Here is an 18210-nt window from a genome sequence, read left to right as displayed (position 1 = left end):
GCATACGCGGCTTTTTTTTCGTCCAGACCCGGAGAGCACCATGCATAAAAACAAATCCTCTGAAGCAGTGTCTCAGGAAGAGATGCAACGCCTCACCCTCACCCACATTCAGGCGTATGTGAATGCCTGCCATTGCCAGACCCGCAGCGATGTGCTTCTGGCGCTGGAGCACTGGCAACACACCGGCGCTAATCTGGCTGAGTTTATCAGGACCACACGTATCATCGTGATAGATGATCAGGGTCACCATGAGTTCTGATGCGAGAACACGTTAACCCCGCCCGTCAGGGTATTCATTTGACCCGGAGGTCATCATGCAGAACCGCGAAGCAGCACAACACGTGACAGAGACCATGCTCGCCGTTTTTAACACTCTTACGACGTCAGTCCAGCGAATCAATGCCCTGGTGCAGGAAGGGAAAGTCAGTTCGGCCGAAGCAGACCTGTATCGTCAAAGCGTCATGGGCCCGCTGGATAAGATGCTGGTATCCACCTTAACCTCCGTTTTTGAACGCTATCCAGAGCTGCGTCCTGCCAGTTCCTGCGCAATCTCTCATGAAGGTAAGGGACAGCATGGCAGCTGAACACCTGAGCACAACGTTAAAGACCGCCCGCTGTGGCGGTTTTTTTATGCCTGAAGGAGGCCTCTGTGGTGATTCAGATCGATGATGGCCGGTACACCTTTACCGCCGGCGTATTAAACCGAAGCCGGCAGTTTGTCAGCTTCAGCGAGGGTGTTGCCTGGGTGTTCGTGCAGAAGCTGGCCGCCGCCTGCGCCGCTTAGATGAGGTTTCCGTGATGTCCAAGCCTCATGTACCCGACCGGATATCCCGGCGCGCAAAACAGCAGCTCAAAAAGTGGCGTGCCGGTCAGATCCATGCGAGACGCACTTACCGTGAAAAGTATCTGTCGCTGCGCGTTAACCCGCAATGGCGCCTGCTTTCACGCAACAACGGTCGGAGCTGGGAATTACTCAGCTACGCCGATTATGACAAACAAATCTGAACCGGCATTGTCATTCGTCAACCGGCTATACCGGCCAGAGAGGAAACGCATTATGGAACCGGACAAACTAAACCATCACCTTGAAGAGCATAAACGCTGGCTTGTAACTGCGGGCGCGGAGGGTAAACGGCTCAACCTGAGCGGTCAGTGCCTGGCCGGTGCCGATCTGACCCGGGCCAATCTTGAACATGCCCTCTTCTACGGGGCCGATTTCGAGCGCGCCCAACTGCGAATGGCAAACCTGCGATACGCGGCCCTGGACAGGTGCAATCTCTCCTTTGCCTCACTGTTTCACGCAAAGCTCAATCATGCGTCGATGAATCATGCAACGTTTCTGTCGACCGATCTGCGTGTGGCTGACCTGCGGGATGCCCGCCTGAACGGGACCGATCTGCGCGGCGTGATAACGCTGACCACGAGGTTGCCGGAAAAAACCTGGTTAATCCTGGGCGAGATCTACGACATCCAGATCACCCACGGCGACTGGATAAAAGCAGGCTGCCAGATGCATACACCAGCGCAATGGCGTGCATTCAGCCGCGGGGACATCCTGAAAATGGATGGGGAACGTGCGCTCAGCTTTTACCCGCGCTTGCTGGATATTCTCGATTGTTATCTCGGTATGGGTGAACGGCCTGACTGGGTCTGCCAGCCGTGACTGACAGCTTTTCGGTATTTTTATTCATCCAGAGGAATGACAGCCATGAAGATTCAATACAGCGCGACGCCCACGCACGCCACGCTCCTGATCAAAACCAGCGTTTTTCGTGCGTGGTTGCATGATCGCGTGATCAGGGCAGCACTGATGGCCGCGCCGGATGCCCGCGTCACCCACACGGGCACGTTTATTATTCATACGCGCATCTCCGGCGATCCGGCACAAATTCTCAACGCGACCCGCGCTGCCCGTCGTGAAGAAGAAGGATAACGGCGGGCTCAGATACCGGCTTTTCCCGAAGTCGTAACGCCTGCGTCAACCCTACCACTTCGCTCTACTGCCGGACGTATCGGCACTCATTCTCGTAAACTGACTGTTCCAAGGAACATTTCCCATGATGCAACAACACATCAGGGGCGATGCCGCTTTTGCTCGCCCTTTTCACGCCATCCGCGATATTGAGTTTGACCGGAAGAACATTCTGACCAGCGCAAGCTTTTCCTCTTCCGCGCCCCCCGCATTGCCTCCCCTGCCCCCTCTGCCAGCGCTGAGGAAAAGTCTGAACCGTGTTGTGCGTATTCTGGTGCAGGAGGGCAAACCATGATGCCGATTGTCCAGCTGGAACATCGCCGACAGGAACTCAGCGAGGAAGAGCGGCAAATTATTGAAAAAGAGCAGTGGATTGATGATGAAACTGCACGCCTGCTGCAGCGCTTTCCTCCTTACCTTTCCGGCTTTCGTCACTGGCGGCAGGACGCCGAAGTGAAGGCGTGCTGTGAACAGGCCGATGCGGAGGAGGCGTATCAGTATTTCATCTGGCAATTGGCTTATGGCCAGGCGCAGCGCAATTACCCGCCTCTCAGCGATGTTGAACTATCCACCAGCCGGGCCTGTCGGCCGGGCGTCTCATCCGGCTTAACAGGCCAGATGCCGCGAGCCCGTTAAGGGGGACACCATGAATAAAGACACTTCCCGGCAGAAGCCTGCGCCTTATGTACGGCTGGCCATTATTGCTGCAGAAGCTGAGAACGCCGGCGCTTACGGATTTGCCGCAGCGGCATGGACGGCGGCTGCCGGACTGGCACGACGTGACGCTAATAGCCGGTGGGCAAATGAACGCTCAGCGCTCTGCAATAACGCGCTGAAGCGTGACTGGGGGCGCATTGATAGCCAGGAGGAGGAAAGACATGACGTGGTTTCCTGATCCCCTTTGTGAGCAGCCAGCAGTCGCTGACGGGAGCTTTCTGACCATCACCCTGCTTATTGCGTCAGGGCTTTTATTTCAGATTTGCATCACCGTTTTCGCGTTTTATCCGGCACTGACCCACCGTGCCGACGGTGTAACGCCAGGGAGAGGTGATGGCATCTGCAAAGAGGAGGAATCCATTGAAAACCGATCATGAACGGAGGTTTAAATCGATGCGCCAGTTAGGGTACATCTACATGGTTGCGGTAGCGATCGGGGCCGGCCTGATGACCGGTCTGGTCAGTGTGGCAGTGGCCTCATCCGTAATGGCCATGCTCATCAGCCGCTGAAGCCGGTGCCCGGTTTTAATGCCGGGCACCGTTTCTGACGGCCCCTGTATCCGGCAGTCCTGCGCCGGGGGATCGTGAACAGACCGGCAGACTTAATACCAGGAGAAAAATGATGGAACTTCGTGACGATTCACTGATTGACATGAAATTTATGATGCAGGATTCTGGCTTTACCGACCGCTACTTCTACAAGCAAATCGAGAAAGGCAGACTGCCACCGCCCCGTAAGTATGGTCGGGTGTCCCGGTGGGAATACCAGGAATATCGGCGCTGGAAGGCGTCATTTTCGCGAAAATCAGACGCCTGAACGGACACCTGTTTCATTGTGGGCATAATTGCGGGCACAGCCCATTTTCTGAACTCGAAAACCGCTTACATATCATATAACTGCCCAGCAGAAATGATGTCTGCAGGGGACACCAGTAACAGCTCTTCTGCTTTGCCTAACCGCTTCGTTTATTGGTCCTCTCCCTCTGCCACCCCAATGCTGTTTTTCATCTGCCACAAGGTGTAAATCTGCGATCGCAGGTGCTGTTCGAGCTGGCGTATAAGCTGTTGCCGCTGGGGCGCACTGGCTGGTAGCGAGTGAATTTGCCGCAATTGTTCCTCGATGGGCTCAGCCTGCTGAAAACGGGTCATCATGCCAAATACCGAGGACTTCAGTTCACTCACCGTGATGTATTTGCCTTTTTGCTCATCCAGTCCATTCAGCCGCTCGCTTAACTGTGCCAGCTTCATCATCCCCTGATGCCAGGCCGCAAGGTTTTGCGCTGGCAACGTGCTGGCCTCAAGCTGATACTGCCACCGCGCAGATAACGAACCCGTCTGTTCGGGCCACAGCGCCTGCGCCTGCTCCACCAGCTGCTGGCCATACGCAATGTTCCAGTCGGGCGCGAGTTGTTCCAGACGAGATAACTGCTGCTGCGTGTCGGCGATCAAGGCTGATGGTATGGACGTCCGCTGCCGCAGCACATCCTGCTGCTGTGACGTGAGTGTGGCGGGCACAGGAGCCAGCGATGCCACGAGCTGAGCCTGCAGTGGATCGGGCCGGTGCAGATATTGCCAGCCGCCCACCGCGACTACGCTGATAAGCAGCATGGTAAACATCCCAGCACTGAAAAATTGCCAGTGATTACCGCGGGCCGTTGCCGCTGTCTGCACCTTAATCTTTGGCTGATGTTGCTGCTGCGCGACATACACCCATCTGGCGCTATGCGAAGTTTTCGTTTCATGCGGGTGTGCAGATATCGCCCCGCTATCTAGCGTGGTGCCGGGCAAGATGTCGCTGGTCGTACCGTCACGGCTTTCCAGCCTGGTGGCACTGTTGTGCATCAGAGCACGCAATGTATCAAGCTGGCTAAGATGTTTAAGCTCCAGCCGCTGTAATACGGTCCCCAGGCGGGTAAGCAGTTGTTCAGCACGATAAAGCTGACTCAGATCGCCATAATTCAGGGAAAGGGTGCGCATCTGCTGCTGCACGCGCTGGCTCAGGCTGGTGAGAATGTCCATGCGCGCGTGGATCGGTTGCGGCCACAGCGCACCCCACTGATGCCTCACCAGCGCCTCCAGTAGTGCCAAACCTTCATTCAATCCGACCAAACCAGCCAGCTGCAGGCGGGCAAGCGTGTACCAGGCCGCGGTCTGCAACTCCACTCCATTTTGTTCGAACAGAGAAAGGCAGCGTTGTTCAACGTAAAGCCAGTCTATATCCGGGCGTGCCGGATGGGTCAATTTGCTCAGCTCTTCACGCAGAGCAGCATAATCCGGCAGCTTACGCGGGTCGCTGCCGGTTTTAATTTTACGTTGGGAAAGATTGTTCATGGCCAGATATCCATATGGCGTAGTTGAAGCAGTGGCAATTATTATTTATGCGGCTTAACTTTCTGCATACTCAAGGGCTTGCAAATACTGCAAAGCTATCGGATCTGCAAGGTATTCCACCAGCTCATGATGGCGTTCCACTTCATCGATAATGCGACTGAGTACGATGCGGAAAAACTTTCTACGCAGGTGGATCCTGTTAAACCGGTAACTTTCCAAATAGTCATGCAGGATCTTTTCAAGTGCGGGTGCGTCATCGCATGAACTCATAGCGTGAACATCAAAATAAAAATGTACGGCAGTTCCGCTCGTTTTTTTTACGCGCTTCTTGGGTTCCAGTCGTCATTTCATGCCAATTTTGAAGACATTTTCACCGAAGGATCCAATATTCGAAATCATATACACATGTCCCTGTTTTGTAAGCTGAACCATAGATTTGACACGTTCATATTGCTGGTGTACCTCCTGAATTTTCTGCTCCAGCGCCAGGCGCTGTCTTTCCAGCTCTTCCCTGTGGGCACCTTCGGCAGCGAGCAGGGCTTCTTCCTGTAAACACTGCTGCTCAGCAAGGCGTTACTCTTCCTCTTCCGCTTCGCGCTGTTGCTGGTCCAACTCATCCAGACGCTGTTTCTCTTCCCGCATCTGACGCTTAATCTCAGTCTGATACTCTTTGTCTTCCTGCGCTTTTTCAGCAGGACAACTTTATCCAGAAACTACTGCCTGACGCCTTCCCAGGCAGCATTATCTTCGAGTTCTAGAAAGGTGATTTTCTCACTAAAGGCAGAGTAAGCCTCTCTTTTCCTGAGCAGCTGGTAGTATTTACTTTGCCAGTTATTCTTACGAATATATTGAGCTCGGCAATAGCAATGCGCTGCACTTTTCATCCATTTTTAAAGTAATACTGATAACCAATAAAGGGAATGATTAGCGCTTACTGATTTAGATATTTTTACAAGTTTTCCAATCATAATAACCACCCCCTCTAAAATTCTGTTTAGGATAGTTATCAGGCAGCGTCAGGGACCATCCTTTTAGCTTTGACACGCAAACAACAACAGGAAAAAGGGAATAATCTATTGACTCACTAATGAACTGATCTTTACCTATATTGCTCAGGAATTTATCACCTCGATTCCAAATTGCTTTTCTTAGTCGAATATTCCACTCTCGATAACTTATGCCAGCAATATATCTCCCTCGTCCATTTGTGTTTGTTTTCTTCCAATTAACCTCGCCACCATCACTTAAATATTGCCATATTGCATAGCGCTCAAGTTCAAATTGACTGGGTAATTGACTGGCGTGTGCAGAATTAACATGGTCAAGCAAATGCGGGTCTGCCAGCAACATAGCCATTGCTTTATGCATATAACCAAGCATGATTTCAGGATGCTCCGGCAATCCTTCCTCTGCATTAAACAAGCTAAGATATGATAAATAAAGTGCATCATTTTGCACTGTTCTTCCGTTATCTTTAGCTGTTGCAACTATTTTTGCAGCACGATATTGCAAACTCCCCCAGGATTCTGCGCCGCTGATTGGTCTATAACGATGAGGATAAAGATTTCCTGTAAGGAATCCTTCTGCAGATTTTAGATCCCCGTTGTCAATTGCTGAAACTGCCCGAGCATGATCGGAAAGTGTCAATGTATTATTTTTAATATTTTTTGCAGTATTGATTATAGGTCTGCATCCGGAAGACATAACACTAGAAAACACCACAAAAAAAGCAGAAATCGCGACCCTTTTAATTTTATTCATGAGCTCCCCTTTACTTATATATATATTGCGTTGTTATTTGATATGGTTCAAGTGTAAGCAAGACAACTGTGCGGCCTTTTTCGTAGTCGCTCTGCCATTTTGGGCAATTTGTTATTTTGCTAACATCCAGTCCTTTATTATACCACTCCTTCTGTTTTCTCTTACATTCAGAAAGGCTTTTATAAAACCCCCTCTTGTCTGTAACTGTCTCTTCTTTATTTTTAGCCAGACCATATTGCTTTTCCAGAAATTTAGTTTGTTTTTGATAAATCTCAAGCCCCTCTTTTCCATTATCAACTCTCGCTAATTTATTTTTGTTATCATGCTGTTCATCGACTGATGCTGTAAATACGGCACCTATCAGTCCGGCTTTCTTATCAAAATATAAAATCACATGCTGGAATTCATTAGCATTCAATTCAGATGGTTCTACCTCTGCAGAGATTAGGTTAGGATCCATCCCTGCGTAGTTAATATCCTGGACTTCTAATGAGTACAACGGAATATTCCTTGCCTCATCGTAACTCATACCCCACCTTAAATTGTATGGCGCTGATGGTTCACCATCGTGATTAACACTGGCAACTGCGGCTACAAATATAGACGAAAGGAAACACGCCACTACTATCATTAACTTTACTTTTTTCATTACCATCTCTCTTTTTAATACACCTATTTGAAATCACCTATCATTCAACAATGAATGCATCAGTGATCAACTTTTATAACATCAGTCCTTTTATCAGCCACCAATGATGAGTTGGCTACTTTAATAATTCGGACATCAACCGGGGCAAGACGGTCCTAAGCCACTATATTTCTGACATCCTAATTACAATACATGCTCCACGATAACAACATACTGGCGCAGTGGTTACTGAGTAAAAACATCAATATTAAATCCCGTAAAATTGATTAAATATTCAATCTCTTTGGGTTATCATTGCCATCTGATAGGTCACACTACTTTCAATTGGTTAAATGATTCACTTTGGCGAACAGAAATACCTTCAGGTTTCAGGATAGGATTAACACAGATTTGCTTGCTATATCTCCAATGCGTCAAATGCTTTCTCATCACTAAGGAAATCAGCTCAATTTCATTTCACATCATTAAATTATAATCAATAAAATAGCACCCCCCTGTTTATTGGCATGGATTTGCACTCGTTAGTGGCGACAAAAATTAACAAGGCAGACATCATGATGGAGATATCAGTGCCTGACCTGCAATGAAAAAATAACAGTAGATGTTGAAGCACCGCTTGCTACAGCAAAGGAAAATCAACTTATAGCTTTGTGTATGTATTACTAATTGTCTCCATTTCCTGAATTCTGATGTCATTTTTTCACACGTAAGGCCCGGTCGTATTTAGCCATTTTGATAATTCATGGGATGTCCGAATCATGCCCATCGCACGTCATCACTTGCTGCCAGTTTTTTGTTACGGATATTCATTCAATAGCCGGGCTACACTCTGGCCTGATGATCAAGATAATGCTGCTGCTTCAGATGCCTCAACAGAACCCTTCCCTCGGGCATAAACTCGGTGCCATAGCGTACGAGGCCAATGTCTTTCAATTCAGCATCAATGGCATAATGCAACTCGCCGGGGACATTCTGCTCCAGCATGACGACAGTAATTTTTTTCAGGCGCGGCTCATACCTGAGCAGAACAGCAGACAGGGTGCCAATCAGCTCATGGGCAGTACCCGGCATGCCCTGCAGGATTTTGGTCATATCGGGCAGACCATAGTCCGGCAGATGCGCCAGCGTGCCGGCGCGGCAGTTGAGGATGCGCTGCATATTGTCAAGTACGGACAAAATCACCTGATTTTGTTCGCTGACCTGATGCAGATCGAGGCCACCGGTGAAGTTGCCGGTGAGCATTTCATACAGCGAAGGTGTGTTATGTCCCTGGGGCATCAGTCGTCCTTGAGCGGTTGCAGTGTCAGATGATTGTTACCGGCTTCCAGAATGCGCGGCTTATCCGGGTCAAGGTCTTCACGCCCTATCACCAGCTTCCAGGTGTTGTTAACTCTATCCGGATGGCGGAACAGCCCTGCCACGGCGACAAACTGCGCATCTTCTTCCATTGGCATATCGAGGTTCGCATCACCGCCAGGTTTTACCACTACATCCCGGGTCGCCAGCAGATCGGGTTTCAGGATCGTGTCGCCATCCCTGAGGAGCTGCTGATAGACCGTTTTGTCGAAGGTTTTACGGTCTTTCAGCTGCCAGACACGAATAACCACCGGCTCAGACAGCGAGTTACTTTCACGGGAATCGGTGTTCAGCGCCTCACGAGCGGTGAAATCCAGGTGCAGCACCTTAATCTTTTTGTAAAACACGGCGTTAAATGCCGATTTAGTGCCATCGGTGATCCCCTGCGTCACCCCACACCCCGTCAGGCTGAATGCCAGTAGCGCAGGTAGCCAGCATGCGGATTTAATCAAACTTGTACGTAACACGTCGGTTTCCTTGTTGTGATGATGCAGGCTCCAGCCCGGCGTAATAACCCAGTTCTGTGGTAAAGGTCTGCGGAATATCCTTCGGGAGATCTTCGTCTTCCGCGCCCAGAACGCCATTCATCCCCAGCCAGAATGGGCCTTCGCCGAGCGGCGGCGCAGCCAGCAGGCGGGTTCGGGTGGTCAGGGTGATTTTTGCTTTAAAGCGCCAGCCGAGATACACCCGCAGCATCACCAGAAAGTCCTGATACAGCAGGCCGTCCGGTTTCCAGCCCTGTGATTCCTGCTCGTTATCGGTGGACAGAGCAATCAGCAGCTGGCTGTTGGCATCCATCGCCTCTTCGCCCAGCGGCGTGTTGCCATCCAGCAGAAAATCGTCATCACCGTAAAAGCCCAGCGGCTGGCTGACAGCTACCGGTCGCAGGCAATACGGGCTCACCTGCACCGTCGTGTCGGGTGCCAGCAGGCTCACCAGGGCCTGCATCCCCTCCTGGGTTTTACCTGGCTGCTGCAGCACACCCAGCAGCGCCAGAAATCGGGATACCGGGGTGGCAATGTGCTCTGCGGTGCCCGGTATCCCCAGTCCCACCAGACCCAGCAGTGACTGCGAGATAGCGTCAGTACCGCCGGGCTCAAATGTGGCCGGGTAGGAGTATTTACGCCAGACACGGTAAAACTGCGTCAGGATACGGTGGCTGAAGATATCCAGAAAACCCTGCAGCGCTTCGTGCCCTTCGCGGCGCTGGGTGATGTCATCAAGGTACGCTGTGGGCAAAGGAGAATCGACACCGTACATCCCCATAAAGGTCGTGCGGATGAGCGGTGGCTTGCTGTCATCCTCCTCGTCATATTCGACAGTCTTTATTTCGCTGGCCGGAAATCCCATCCCCGGATGTGGCGCAAACCGCACCGGGTCATCCGCCGGGTGGCTGGTCGAGCCCAGCAGCGGCCTGCCAGGATTACGCTTCTCCAGCAACTGGCATAAGCGGTAAAAGTTGATGCGGTGAAGGTCGGCTTCCAGCCGCGGGGTCAGCCGGGAATGCGGCGATTGTGCTTCTCTTCCCATTCCAGGCGCTCTCCGGTCGGTTGCAGGATGATAATCAGGCGGTTGAACAGATAGATATCGGTATACAGCGCAAAGAAGCGGCTCAGCATCTCGCCGAACAGACAGATGTCGCCGCGCCCGGCAAAGCCGTGACTGTCCAGCGTCACCTCAATCTGCACACCGCGTACCAGATAGCCCTGTTCGAAACGCTCGGTTTCGCGGTGCTTCACATCAATGATGGCTTCCAGCCGACGGCGGTTCATCTCACTGTCGGTCCATTCGTACAGCGCCAGCGTCCCGCGTAGCACGTCGGCGTTATCCATCATCGACAGGAATCCGCTGCCGAGATGGCTCAGCACGCGCCAGTGGAAACGGTCCTGCGCCGGTGGATAACAGGGTAGTGTCGGCGCACACAGGTTACGCACGGCGATACTGGCTGAGGTGGTTTTCATCACCGTATCAAGCACCGTGCTCTGCAGAGCACGTCGTGGCAGCTGGCCGTTGGTGCCGGTGAGCGTCAGCGACAGGCTCTCGTCTTCCGGTACCGTGTGGTTATCAAACGCTTCACCGCCGAGGATAAGCCAGGTGTTATGCAGTCCGGACGGACCGCGACGTACGCGAGTATGGTAGTAATATTCCGGGGCCTGATGGCGCATCATGCCGCCTTTGTGGCGAAAGCTCGAAAACGGTACGTAGGTATGCTGGCTGGATGACATCACCGAATCCACCGCGTAAATCTCGGTATGACCATCCTGCACGCGCATCGGGCGCAGCATGTATTCGGTCTGCAGAGAGTTGAGCGTCAGCGGGTCTGACTCCAGCGGGAATAGGTTAATCACCGGCACACAGTTCAGGCGCAGATGTTTTTCGGTAAAGCTGAAGTCATGTTCCCAGCGCTCCGCCAGCACCACGTCGATTTCAAACCAGGGGAGCTCAGCCGGAAAGACCACGGTCTCCAGCCCACGCAGGCCCGTGAACATGAATTTCTCGCGGAAGGTGAAATACTCCAGCAACAGCTGATAGCCGCTGAAACTGCTGCTGCCCTTCGGCCACAGGTCGTCGTTATCGCCAAAGCCCAGCGCGGTGAAATACCCGTCGAGCGGTCTTCTGTCCATGTCACCCGGCAGGCGCAGCCACAGGCGGGCGACATTCATGGTGAAGGCTTCATGCATGGCACAGGCCAGCGGCGCGTCGGCGTTGAAATACAGCGGAATACAGCTCAGGTCGATGCGCGTCCAGTCAGCCAGGTCACTGCAGTGAAAACGCAGAGTAATAACCGAACGCCCGTCAGGGTCAGTCGACAGACGGACATGTTCCAGCGACAACGGCTGAAGCGTCATCTCTCTGGTGGTGGTATACCGGCAGCGCGTGCCTTTCTCGCCGATCGGCCGCGAGTTCACCTCAAAACCTTTGACGATGCGCATCGGCTCTTTCATCTCGCGCCAGTCAGGGGTGAATTCCACCACCGACATGGACGGAATGGTACGCAGGTAATGTGGCCACAGCAGGCTGACCAGCCCTTCGGTCAGTTCAGGCAGGTCGTCGTCGAGCTTCTCGCGCAGCCGGCCCATCAGGAAGGCAAAGCCCTCGAACAGTCGCTCCACGTACGGGTCGCGCGCTCCTGCTTTATCGAGATTGAGCATTGCCGCCTGCTCGGGGTGAGCACGGGCAAACTCTTCACCGGCTTCCAGCAGGTAGCGCATTTCAGCGTCGTAATAACGCAGGGTTAAATCATCCATAAAAACCTGAATATGTGTGTTTGAAAGGTATGCCTGGCGTTTTAACCGCAAAGCACTGCGCTGCTGGCCGGATCGAGCGCAATCAGACCCGCCAGAAGCTGGTCCATCTCTGGCTGTAACCGTAATTTATCGGTTTCACTGCGTGTGGCTTTCATGCGTAGCAGTCTGAGGCGTCGGGATTTCACTTCAAACAGCAATGCCGGTATCCACTGCGTGAGGGTAATTGACTGTGCGGCACTGTCGAGCTCTCCCAGCAGATGCAGGGCCAGTTCATTTTTGCCCTTCTGCTCGGCCACGCGGGCCATCAGCAAACGCAGCAACCATCTGTCTTTTGTCGAGTCGGTGCCCGGGCGTGTCTGTAGCCAGCGAAGCGTGGCATCCAGACCGTCGGTGTCCGCTTTATCCAGCGCTTCCGGCTCGAGAGCCAGGATATCGTTATCTGTTTCACCGGCGGCACTGACCGGCTCATCCCGCCAGCCGGACATATCGTCCAGTACGTTCTGATTTATCCAGTTCAGCGTCACTTCATCAGCAAACGGCGTACCGTCATTAAAGGCCAGGGTTTCAAGCCCGGTAAGGCGACGCAGTAATCCTTTCAGGTCGGCGGCGATGATCCCGGCAAGCACCTCATGCCCCGATTTCATCAGCGCCTGGTGGATATACCACTGCAAATCCAGCCAGAGGTGATTGGCGCCACGCGAGAAGGTACTGTCCGCCTGCTCCAGTATCTCCAGCCAGCTCTGCTGCAAATACAGGCGTTTGAGCATGGCACGCTGGTCTGCGCGAGGCGGATCTATGCGGGTTTTGCCTTGTGCATCCGGCGCAGGAATGCTGTGCAGCGTGTCATGACGCAGGCTTTTCATCAGCCGGTGTGCGGCAAGCCAGCCATCGGGTTGCTCACGCAGATATCCGGTCAGGGTGCGGGCCTGGGCCAGCAAATCCTGACCAGAGGTGATGCGGCTCAGCACAGGCGCATCTGGCTCCGTCACAGGCGTGGATATCTGTGACAGCGCCTTATTACCTGCATTCTGCGGTACCACGGCATCCACACCACCGGCCTTCATCAGGCGGGATTCCAGCGCGCTGTACAGGGCATTCAGCTCTGGCCGCGATGCTTCCGGCTCTGTGTCCAGACTGTCGCGCAACAGCAGCAGCGCACCGGCAGTGCGCAGTGCATCGTCGCGAATCACTTCCGGCCAGAGTGACAGGCTGTCCAGAACACGGGAGCCTGCGAGCCACTCCAGCGCCGGTTTACGGCTCCGCTCGCGCTGAGGATGAAGCTGCGTGCCATAACGCTGTAGCAATCCCGCCAGCAGCTCAAGTCCTTCGGCAAAACCGGCTTCGCCGTCCCGGTGCAGGCGCGCCCAGCAGTAATAAGTTGCAACGCGGATATCTTTGGCCGCAGTGGTCAGCAGTTTTTCGGCAAGCGTACAAATCAACCCGGTATCAATGCCGGAGAGCTTATTGACCTCTTCGCGGATACGCTGAAAATCATCATCATAGCCCGGGTCTTCACCGGTCGGACTGGCGCTACTTACCGGCGCAAGCCAGGGCTGCCAGTTTTCCGTGCGTGCCTGCGCCTGTTGTCGCAGCTGACTTTCGTCAGCCTGACAGGCGGTGACCAGATTCTGCAGTGTGCTCATTCTTCGACCACCTCCATGTCACTGTTTGCGGTGTTAGCCATCAGCGCCTGCGCGGTGGCCGCGCTGTCGACACTGAATATCTGATCCGGCAGCGTGAAACCGCGCAGATCCAGCAACGCCAGCGGACCTTTCCCGAGTTGTGAGCGCAGCACCCACTGCAAAGTGCGACCGTCCGGGGCAGTAAAGCTCATCATCCACTGGCTGCGGTCAAGCTGCTGGCGTTTGCCCTGGTCCAGCCAGCGAATAAAGCCCCAGGTTCCGGTGTAATCCCCGAACAGACGCGCACCGGCGTTGACTGAGGTCCAGGTCAGCATCGTCCCCGGCTTGTAAGTGTCACCCGGCCAGCGGAAGCTCTGCCAGTCGGCCATCTGATTGAAGTAGTGCAGCTTTTGTCCATCAATAATCAACTGGGTTTCCACGACCTGCGGTACGGGACGCGCCTGCAGCTCAAAGCTGATGCCCTGGCTGCCATCGGTGAACAGAATGTCAGACAGCTGGCTCAGCTGGTTAATCGCCCGCAGCAAGGCCGGGTTAAAGCTCAGCCCCTGGCTGTTGACCTTATCCGGCACCCACTGGCTGCCCTCTTTGTGCAGCACCCCGTTGAGCTCTGTCGTCAGGAAGCGCTCGATACGCCCGCTGTCCTTGCGCACAAATTCAGCCAGCATGGGTAAAGAGGCATCACTTTTGCTGGCGGCAAACGGGAAACGTCCGTCAAAGGCAGTTTGCCAGTTGGCGACAACCGAGCGGCTCCATTTATCATTCAGGCTCGCCGCCGACGGCTGAAGCACGGTCTCCCAGGCCTGAGTCAGAGGCTGGACAAACATCGTGCTGCCAAAACCACTCCACTCTTCGCCCAGGCTTGCCGAAATCAGACTGCCGTACTGCTGGGTGTCGGTCAGATCCACACTTTTGCCCTGGAACACGGTCTGCGCCAGAGTCTGCATCATTGCCTGCGGATCAGAGGCGCTGGCCACCTGCTGCAGGCGCAGACGCACGCGGGTGATGCGGGTCAGATACGTCTGCAGGCTCAGTGAAGTGTCCGTCGACATAACGTTGCTGCCTTTATTTTTACCTAAAAGCTGAAGCAGTGGGCCAAAGGTGTCATCCAGCGGTCCCTGCGGCCCTGATGCAGACTGGTCAATCGCTGGCTTGTCCTGTCCACTTACGAGATCTTTAGCCGATTTGATAATGGAATCCGACAGACTTTCGCTGTGCTGGCCGGTCTGCCCCTGCCAGGCAATGGTATTCATCAGGGCAATCAGTGGCGACTGACGGACATCGCTCATCAGCGTCAGCTGGTCGGTAACGTCTGCGATGTTGTTAGCAGGATTAAGTCGCAGACTGTTAAGGAAGCTCAGCCAGCTACCGGCAAAGTCGGTGAAGTAACGTTGCGTCAGGCGTGCTTGCAGGGCCTCCGGCGACAGATCTGAAGAGACCGCTTTCCGGCTGTCACTCAGCACCCAGTCAATTTCATCCCGGCGGGAGTTGGCGGCCTTTTCGATAGCCTGCTGAATACCGCCCTCCCACGCCTGACGGGTGAACATGCCCGGTACTACTTCATCAGTGGTGAACAGGCGGCGGGCATCAGTACCGCTGGTCATGTCTTCCAGCGGCACATCGGCAAAGTTACGGCGCACCGATGTGAGCATGTTTTCATACAGCGTGCTTTCGGCGTTACGCCGGCCAATCTGTTGCAACAGCACCTGGCGGCTCTGGCTCACCAGCTGCGCATCCGGGGTGATTTTCCACTGTGGTTGCCCAGGCAGTTCGTTAATGTAGAAAGCCCACAAATCCGGCGCCAGGCTTTGCCACAGGCCGGTTGAAATGCCCTTTCGCGTCGGCTGCACTGCTTTCATGGTCTGGGCGTAATACGCGCCGTCGGCTTTATCCGGACGCGCCATCATCAGCCAGGCCTTCAGCTGGTCATAGCCCAGCGTCGCCAGCTGAGCGCGCCGATCGCTGTTCGGTTCGGAATTCGCCAGCGCATTGAGTTTTTTAGTCAGCGCAGCACTGGCCGGATCGCGGATCAGGCGGTTGTTCGTCACGCCATACCAGGGCAGCAATGCCTCGAGCAGCTGCGGGTTATGGTCCAGGCCAAAACGCTGATACCAGGGTGCGCCTTCCTGAATACGATGCTGCAGGCGACCGGCATGATTACGCAGCGTATGCAGCGCCGTCAGCTGCTCATCCGATACCGCAGGATGCTCCACCAGAGCATGGGCCTGCTCAGCAACAGAAACGATCTGCTGACGGTTGACCGCGAACGACAGCAGCGTTCCCGCGCCCCAGATACCCATGATGGCCATCAGCGTCCAGGCAAGCGTCTGTTCCCACGCCATACCGACTCGGCGGCCACGAATACGAGTACAGTCGTCCACGATACCCTGCCAGGTCATCGGCAGGGTCAGCGCATGGCGTTGTGATTCCGGGATATATTTCTCTGCGTCGGCTGTTCCCTCTGTCGGATGAATTGAGTGACTGTCCGGCAGGCTGAACATCAGACCACGCAGCGGAACACGCTGCTGAGAGGCTGTCAGCCATGGCACCAGTTGCTGAGCCCAGCGGGCGATACCGCCGTGTTTGAGGTGCTGGCCCAGGCGCAGCAGGAAGTCGTGGCCGTTGTTCTCAGCGACCTGACTCACCCCCTGCGTCCGCAGGTCCGACAGCATCCGTTCAAGCTGACGACAAATATCGTCAGGCTCAGCACGCAGGGGAAAAGTCGCCCCTACCGTCTGTTCAGTGCGTTTTGCCTGCGACCAGGCGCTGTCGCACAGCTGCCACAAATAAACCGGAGCGGAATAGCGCAGCAGTTCGCTGATTTTTTCCAGACCGCGTAAATCGTTGTCACTGATTTGCGGAGTCAGATTAAACGACGGCGGCATGACGCGGACAATCCCGTCCAGCGGGCGCCCGCGGCGCAGTTTACGCAGCGCGGTGTATTTTTCCTTATCGGATTCAGCAGTCAGGCTGCCGCCGTAAATCAAGACCGTGCGGTTGCCTTCCAGCCACTGGCGGGCTTGCAGGTTGGGCACCAACTGAGCAATGGCGTTTTCATCGCCTGTGACTAACAGCAGGCGGACTTTACTTCGCCAGAAGAGGCTATAACGACGACGGAGATGGTTGCTGATGTCCGCCCTGAGCGGCAGACGGAGCGTTCTTTTATTTTTGACCGGTCTGGAAGAAGCCTCTCCCATCACTTTTTCCCGAATCATTAAATGAAAAGCGATAAACCCCAGCACCAGTACGCAGAGCGACACTCCCCAGACAACAAAACAGGCCGTCATGATTCGACGTATCACGTCCCATTCCGTGGAGAGATCTTCCCCCCAATACCACCACAGTAACCCACCTGCCAGCACAAGTAGCGTGACAGTAGCAACAAACAACACCGCCGTGGCAAACACCGAAAATTCAGCGGGTTTATTTTCCTTCACCATAAGGTTTAATAATTCCAAGAGCGAGAGTATGTAGAGGATCTTTGGCTATCCAGCCGCAGGGTTGTTGATAATTTTTTGCGTAAAGAGCCGCCAGAATCAGCACGATAAGCATTTCCATATCACCGGGGTTCCCCCAGTTGAGGTCCTGAACGTGATGGGTCACATTCCAGCCGCTTTGCGCCAGGGCGGGCAGCGCCGGCTGTGAGAACAGGATGCAGGTGTCATGCGGCGTTTCGAGGTCGCTTTGCTGCTCCGCTCGTTCGCAGACTGCGGTTAAAACCTCTTTCCCGGCGATATCGTAAACTTCCCCCCGGGTGAGACTGATCAGCCCTTTATGCGCGACCAGACACAGTGCAGCGGACTCACCGGCAGGCTGCGCAGAATTAAACGAGGCAGCTATTGAATGACACCCGGCGACCAGAATGGCCTCTGTTTCAGGGAGCGTTTGAGCCGTTGCGGCAAGTGCAGACAACGTCTCTTCGCCTTGCCATGTCTCCGGTTTTTCAGGAAGCGCCACGTCCGGAAATGAAACCTGCATCTGGCTACAGAATGCACGCCAGGCATCCAGAGAACCCTGCCAGTAGCAGTGCCATAAGCGTGGCAGAGAGGAATCTGCACGCTGCGTCCGCCATTGCAGCACCAGCATTTTTGCCAGCAAAGCCTCGCGTTCAGCCACCGTATCGACCAGCGTTCGACCGATACGCAGCGCTTTCCCGCTCGACTCATTTTTTATCTCAGGAACCCGATGCTCCCGCTTTAGCAGCCGCAACCAGTGTGGCGAATCGGTCCCGGCCGGGCCCAGCAGCACCATTTCACTAAGCGCGAAACGGTGCTGATGCCGCTGCCACCAGGCCTGCTGCTGCTGCTCAACCAGTTGTTGGTAATACCGGGCGTTATGGGCCGACGTCCGGTAATACAGCAGGCGTATTAACCAGAGCACGCCCATCAGAATCACCGCGCTTGTCATTCCTTTTATCACCAGTCCGGCACCGCTCCCGGCAGGATGAAGCAGCGCGCCGCCTCCCCCGCACAGCAACACCATCAGCGCCCCCGCTGACAGCCATCGCTTGCCGTCAGGGGCGCGCGCCACCCGGTA

The 18210-nt window shown here is 54.3% G+C and carries 20 protein-coding genes and 1 pseudogene; 10 read left to right on the top strand and 11 right to left on the bottom strand.

From position 1 onward, the window contains the following. Positions 1-40 precede the first annotated feature (40 nt). From C1N56_RS06000 to C1N56_RS05955, 10 genes are all read left to right on the top strand, one after another. Positions 41-259: a hypothetical protein gene (locus C1N56_RS06000; protein WP_238561725.1), complete on the top strand. Its 219-nt coding sequence runs from the start codon at positions 41-43 to the stop codon at positions 257-259. Positions 260-314: 55 nt separating this feature from the next. Continuing rightward, entirely contained in the window at positions 315-584 is a 270-nt protein-coding gene (locus C1N56_RS05995; protein ID WP_394517243.1) for a hypothetical protein, read from the top strand. A gap of 65 nt (positions 585-649) precedes the next feature. Beyond that, positions 650-784: a hypothetical protein gene (locus C1N56_RS05990; protein ID WP_394517242.1), complete on the top strand. Its 135-nt coding sequence runs from the start codon at positions 650-652 to the stop codon at positions 782-784. A 273-nt stretch (positions 785-1057) separates the two neighbouring features. Further along, positions 1058-1663 carry a pentapeptide repeat-containing protein gene (locus tag C1N56_RS05985; RefSeq protein ID WP_394517241.1) on the top strand — a complete coding sequence of 202 codons (606 nt, stop codon included), beginning with the start codon at positions 1058-1060 and terminating at the stop codon, positions 1661-1663. 45 nt (positions 1664-1708) lie between these two features. After that, the gene (locus C1N56_RS05980; protein ID WP_394517240.1) at positions 1709-1933 is read left to right on the top strand and encodes a hypothetical protein; all 225 of its coding nucleotides are present in this window, start codon (positions 1709-1711) and stop codon (positions 1931-1933) included. A 124-nt stretch (positions 1934-2057) separates the two neighbouring features. Continuing rightward, entirely contained in the window at positions 2058-2267 is a 210-nt protein-coding gene (locus tag C1N56_RS05975) for a hypothetical protein (protein ID WP_394517239.1), read from the top strand. After that, complete coding sequence (gene gamL, locus C1N56_RS05970) at positions 2264-2608, top strand: host nuclease inhibitor GamL (protein ID WP_394517238.1); 345 nt, start codon at positions 2264-2266, stop codon at positions 2606-2608. Before C1N56_RS05975 ends, gamL begins: the two co-directional genes overlap by 4 nt. Positions 2609-2618: 10 nt before the next feature. Then, on the top strand, positions 2619-2867 hold the full coding sequence (locus tag C1N56_RS05965) for an ANR family transcriptional regulator (RefSeq protein ID WP_394517237.1): 249 nt from the start codon (positions 2619-2621) through the stop codon (positions 2865-2867). Beyond that, on the top strand, positions 2851-3066 hold the full coding sequence (locus tag C1N56_RS05960) for a hypothetical protein (protein ID WP_394517236.1): 216 nt from the start codon (positions 2851-2853) through the stop codon (positions 3064-3066). The genes C1N56_RS05965 and C1N56_RS05960 overlap by 17 nt, the downstream gene beginning before the upstream one ends. Before the next feature lie 242 nt (positions 3067-3308). After that, on the top strand, positions 3309-3506 hold the full coding sequence (locus tag C1N56_RS05955; RefSeq protein ID WP_136546037.1) for a helix-turn-helix transcriptional regulator: 198 nt from the start codon (positions 3309-3311) through the stop codon (positions 3504-3506). Between the two features lie 149 nt (positions 3507-3655). Here C1N56_RS05955 and C1N56_RS05950 read toward each other — a convergent pair whose 3' ends face one another. The 11 genes and pseudogenes from C1N56_RS05950 to C1N56_RS05900 all read right to left on the bottom strand — a co-directional run bounded on the left by C1N56_RS05950 (position 3656) and on the right by C1N56_RS05900 (position 18156). Next, positions 3656-5020: a VasL domain-containing protein gene (locus C1N56_RS05950; RefSeq protein ID WP_394517235.1), complete on the bottom strand. Its 1365-nt coding sequence runs from the start codon at positions 5018-5020 to the stop codon at positions 3656-3658. Positions 5021-5074: 54 nt separating this feature from the next. Beyond that, positions 5075-5856 (bottom strand): annotated as a pseudogene (locus tag C1N56_RS05945) (GIY-YIG nuclease family protein); the annotation flags it as partial. Between the two features lie 103 nt (positions 5857-5959). Further along, the gene (locus C1N56_RS05940; RefSeq protein WP_394517454.1) at positions 5960-6724 is read right to left on the bottom strand and encodes a transcriptional regulator; all 765 of its coding nucleotides are present in this window, start codon (positions 6722-6724) and stop codon (positions 5960-5962) included. 67 nt (positions 6725-6791) lie between these two features. Beyond that, positions 6792-7430 carry a hypothetical protein gene (locus tag C1N56_RS05935; protein ID WP_394517234.1) on the bottom strand — a complete coding sequence of 213 codons (639 nt, stop codon included), beginning with the start codon at positions 7428-7430 and terminating at the stop codon, positions 6792-6794. Between the two features lie 822 nt (positions 7431-8252). Next, positions 8253-8708, bottom strand: coding sequence for a type VI secretion system baseplate subunit TssE (gene tssE, locus C1N56_RS05930; protein WP_264442453.1), 456 nt, complete (start codon positions 8706-8708; stop codon positions 8253-8255). After that, positions 8708-9253, bottom strand: a complete 546-nt coding sequence (tssJ, locus tag C1N56_RS05925; RefSeq protein ID WP_264442450.1) for a type VI secretion system lipoprotein TssJ — start codon at positions 9251-9253, stop codon at positions 8708-8710. The genes tssE and tssJ overlap by 1 nt, the downstream gene beginning before the upstream one ends. After that, positions 9231-10316: a type VI secretion system baseplate subunit TssG gene (tssG, locus tag C1N56_RS05920; RefSeq protein ID WP_264442448.1), complete on the bottom strand. Its 1086-nt coding sequence runs from the start codon at positions 10314-10316 to the stop codon at positions 9231-9233. The genes tssJ and tssG overlap by 23 nt, the downstream gene beginning before the upstream one ends. After that, positions 10280-12034 carry a type VI secretion system baseplate subunit TssF gene (tssF, locus tag C1N56_RS05915; RefSeq protein WP_394517233.1) on the bottom strand — a complete coding sequence of 585 codons (1755 nt, stop codon included), beginning with the start codon at positions 12032-12034 and terminating at the stop codon, positions 10280-10282. Before tssF ends, tssG begins: the two co-directional genes overlap by 37 nt. 41 nt (positions 12035-12075) lie before the next feature. Next, the gene (gene tssA, locus C1N56_RS05910) at positions 12076-13677 is read right to left on the bottom strand and encodes a type VI secretion system protein TssA (protein ID WP_394517232.1); all 1602 of its coding nucleotides are present in this window, start codon (positions 13675-13677) and stop codon (positions 12076-12078) included. Then, positions 13674-17114 carry an ImcF-related family protein gene (locus C1N56_RS05905; RefSeq protein ID WP_394517231.1) on the bottom strand — a complete coding sequence of 1147 codons (3441 nt, stop codon included), beginning with the start codon at positions 17112-17114 and terminating at the stop codon, positions 13674-13676. The genes tssA and C1N56_RS05905 overlap by 4 nt, the downstream gene beginning before the upstream one ends. Continuing rightward, positions 17098-18156, bottom strand: coding sequence for a hypothetical protein (locus tag C1N56_RS05900; protein WP_081317651.1), 1059 nt, complete (start codon positions 18154-18156; stop codon positions 17098-17100). The genes C1N56_RS05905 and C1N56_RS05900 overlap by 17 nt, the downstream gene beginning before the upstream one ends. Positions 18157-18210: the final 54 nt, after the last annotated feature.

The sequence above is a fragment of the Pantoea sp. SGAir0175 genome, from assembly GCF_043547855.1.
Note: the sequence above shows the minus strand (reverse complement) of the source record. Positions and strands in the feature narration are given on the sequence as shown.